This is a genomic window from Ornithinibacillus proteolyticus (assembly GCF_039581225.1).
In the GTDB taxonomy this organism is placed as follows: domain Bacteria; phylum Bacillota; class Bacilli; order Bacillales; family Amphibacillaceae; genus Ornithinibacillus; species Ornithinibacillus massiliensis.
Genome location: NZ_JBCPXV010000094.1, coordinates 1 through 4,052, shown reverse-complemented (window position 1 = coordinate 4,052; position 4,052 = coordinate 1). Strand labels below are relative to the sequence as shown.

Sequence of the window (4,052 nt, the reverse complement as noted above, 5' to 3'; positions counted from 1 at the left end):
TTTAGAATCAGTGCGTGGATGTGGTGCGTAAGGGAAAACCATTCAGTGGGCCTTTAAGGCCAAGGCCGGTAAAAGAGGCTTCAAGCCGCAGAGCAAACCACCAGTTCACACTGGTGGTTTTGATTATTTTGGTAAAGGTAAAAGATTTTCTAAGTTCCATATAATTTATATAGATAAAAATAACTATGAGATATCATCAATATAGGAATATTGACCTAGTTAATGTTGTTCAGATAATGTTTAGTTCCCCATGCTATCATAAGGGCTGTGTGAAATCTTCCAGGATTATCATCACATTATGTAGAAAGGGGAATGCAAATGGGAAAGAGGATGGGCATTAGTTTTTTTATACTAATGCTGCTGTGCAATACGATACTTTCAAGTATAGTATTGCCAATAAAGGCTGGTGCAACAGAACAGCAACCAAGCCTTTTTACTAATGTTTCATTATTGGATGAACAGGGGAAGGAGGTATCAGCTGATAGGGATCCGGAACAAGTTATACAGACAGGGTCACATCTGATAGTTCGTATTGATTGGAAGTGGGATGAAGCGTTACTTTCCGATCAAGAAGCCTTCACGATACAGTTACCATCTGAATTGAAAGTAACGACAGAGCCCGACGGTAATTTAACTAATCAAGCTGGAAGTGTAATTGGTTCCGTGACAATTGTAGAAAGCGCCCTCACCGTAAATGTAATGAAGGAAGAAATAGAGAACGGTGATCAAGGTCAAATCTTCATCGAAACGAGCCTAGGTGAGATAGATTTGGAAAATCAACAAGTAGCCCATCTGTTATTTAACCTTGATAAAGCTACGTATGTTATACCTATACAGCTTGTACATGAACAGGAGGCTCTAAATACTGAATCCGAGGATCCATTGGAAGAGGAAGCAAGTGGTGAGCAAGTTGTAGAGGAACAGGATGAACAGGAAGTAACAACAGAGAAACCGAATGAACCGGAAGAGGAAGTCCAAACCCAGGCTGTTCAAAATGCTTCTGTCATCAAAGAAAACATTCTTACGGGTGCAGAGCTAACTTTAGGAGATGGAAGTCCATTACCAGATCGAATGCCACATCCTAGTGAAGAAATCTTGGACTTAAAGATTCAGTACCAATTTGAACTGCCGAACGGTCATGGATATACAGCGGGTTCTACTTTTACCTTTACACTTCCAGAGATATTTACTGTATTTAATCGTGTAGAAGGGGACTTGACTAGTGCAGATGGCGTTAAATTTGGGACATTTGTGTTAGAACAAGATGGAACCGTTACGATGACATTTAGCGACCAGATTGAATCACGATCAGATATTGCTGGTTTTATCGGTTTTCATACGGAGATAAGAGAGGATATCGATGGTAGTGTAGATCGAACAATCGTTATTCCGATTAGTGGGGATAAAACTGATAGAAATCCCCATTCGTTTTGAACCGAATGTAGGTTCTTCTATAGATAAGCGGGGAATACCGGATCGGAAATATAATACACAAACCATTACATGGGAAATTGATTTTAACAAAGACTTACGAAGTATTACCAATGCCGTATTAAGCGATAATTTAGACGAGGACTTGCAGCTAGTTCCAAATTCGATTAAATTGTATAAGCTAGATGTTCAATTGGATGGTTCTGTAGTACAGGGGGAAGAAATCACAGACCATAATTTCACGGAATTTCCACTTCATTTAGGAGATATTGACTCAGCTTATCGGGTAGTATTGGAAACAACCATCACAGATGAAGACGGCACATCTTATCCTAATACCGCAACATTAACTGGTGATGATATCGATGCATTACATGCCAACGCAACCGTAAATGTTGCAAGAGGGACAGCATTAGACAAAGAAGCTGGTGATTATGATCCAATAAATCAAACCATTAATTGGATCGTTCGTTACAATTACAATGAGAAACATATTGAAAAGGAAAAAGCCGTGCTTCACGATGAACTTGGTGAAGGACATGAACTAGTAGAAGGTAGCGTCCGTATCGTTCCTGTTGAGATTGATCCGAATACCGGAGCAGCGACAATTGGTGATACAGAGTTAGACCCTTCTCATTATACGGTACGTCGGGATGGCAATGGGTTTAACATTCAATTCAACGAGGCTATTGACAGTGCCTACATCATTTATTACCAAACAAAGCTAACAGATCGTGTCCTAAATCGGGAAACCTTAACGAATATGGTAACCGATGGGAAGGGGAATGAAAAAGGTTCCAATAAAACCGTGGACCAAATTGTCTTCTATAAGCAGCATATCAATGGCCAAACAGATTACCTTGCCAAAACAACCAAATGGCGTATTACCATTAATGCAGACGAAAAAGAAATGTATCAAGTCAAGCTGACAGATACGCTGCCAAAAGGGTTAACACTAATGGACTATGAAATTACGTATGATGGTAGTGACATAAAAGACAACGGTAACTACGATTTTGGCTATGATGAGGATTCCGGGGAAATCACCTTCGATTTTGAAGGGATGGATCCAATAAATAAGAGGATTGAAATCGTATACACCACATCGTTTGATTTTAATGAAATAGAAGCTGGAAAAACAACTTTTACAAACAGTGCTGTACTGACCTGGGTTCCCGAAAATGGTGATGATCCTCTAACAAAGGAAGCAGATGCGAGCTTTACACCAAATAATTATACGCAAAGTAATGGATTTAAAGGTGGATCCTATAATGCCAAAACAAAAGAAATCACTTGGGAAATTGGTATAAATTACAATTACCGTCCACTTCAACAAGCGATAGTAGAAGATGTTATTCTAGGGGATCAAAACATTGATCTTAGTACAATTGAAATTCACGAAATGCGAATTAATCCAAACGGATCATGGTCAAGAATCGGCGAACCGTTAAAAATAAATCGCGATTATGATGTGGAAGAAATGAACGGTCCTAATCAAGAACCTGGCTTCAGAATCACTTTCTTAACCACCATTGACTCTCCATATATCATTACGTATAAAACCAACCTACATGATCAACTAATCGTCAAACAGTATGAGAACACAGCATTGTTAAAAGATGGTTCTGAACAAATCGCAACATTATCAGCAACCGTGTCTGTCGGTCCCAATGGTGATAACTACATGGATAAAAGCGCTCAACAAGATGGCGAAAACCCAAGGGTACTACATTGGAAACTGAATATAAACTTTACTCAGTCTACTATTTCAGATGCAAAAGTGACGGATAAGCCAAGCCCGAATCAACTTCTGTTGGAAGATTCACTCCAATTATATGGAACGAATGTTGCAGTGGATGGCACCGTTACCAAAAATGAAGATGATGTATTAGAAGCAGGCGTTGATTATACCGTCGAATTTAAAGAAGATGAGGAAGGGAATTCTTATTTCACTTTGTCATTTGCAAACGAGATTAATCGTCCATACATCTTAGAATATGATACGTTCATCATGGCTGGAAATGGGGAGGAAGTCGAAAATGATGCTTCCCTTGATGGGGCAAAATTAGAAGGAAAAGAAACCGATTCTTCCTATAAACACACCGTTAGATATACTGGTGGAGATGGTGGCATCGATGGAAGAACAGGAAGTTTAGAAGTAATCAAGCTTGATGAGCTTACGGAAGAACCGTTAGCAGGTGCTGAATTTACGCTTTATGACCAAACGGGTACGATTGCAATAAAATCAGCAACAACAGATAACGACGGAAAAATCATCTTCCATAATCTATTGTTTGGTGAGTACCAATTAGTGGAGACAAAAGCACCAGAGGGCTATGTGATAGGGGAAACACAACCAATTACGGTCACCATAGACCGAGAGGATACAGAAAAGATTGGAAACTACCTAGAAGTAACCAACAAAAAAATTATCTATGCTGTTGAATTAACGAAGGTGGATGAAGAGACTCGTGATACGATTGCCGGTGCCTCGTTTATCATCAATAGGCGAGAAGACTCCCACCTCAAGGAATGGGAAATGAGTAGGTGGGAGATGAATCGCCATCTCTTGTCCGACTATTCAAGTGCTTCCATTCTTCCCTGAAATGGCCTATCCACCA

At 39.7% G+C, this 4,052-nt stretch carries 2 protein-coding genes; both read left to right on the top strand.

Annotation, left to right across the window (positions count from 1 at the left end; all coding sequences use genetic code 11):
- Positions 1–318: 318 nt before the first annotated feature.
- On the top strand, positions 319–1,434 hold the full coding sequence (locus AAIB49_RS19555; protein WP_343459027.1) for an Ig-like domain-containing protein: 1,116 nt from the start codon (positions 319–321) through the stop codon (positions 1,432–1,434).
- Positions 1,397–4,036 carry a collagen binding domain-containing protein gene (locus AAIB49_RS19550; RefSeq protein ID WP_343459026.1) on the top strand — a complete coding sequence of 880 codons (2,640 nt, stop codon included), beginning with the start codon at positions 1,397–1,399 and terminating at the stop codon, positions 4,034–4,036. The genes AAIB49_RS19555 and AAIB49_RS19550 overlap by 38 nt, the downstream gene beginning before the upstream one ends.
- Positions 4,037–4,052 lie beyond the last annotated feature (16 nt).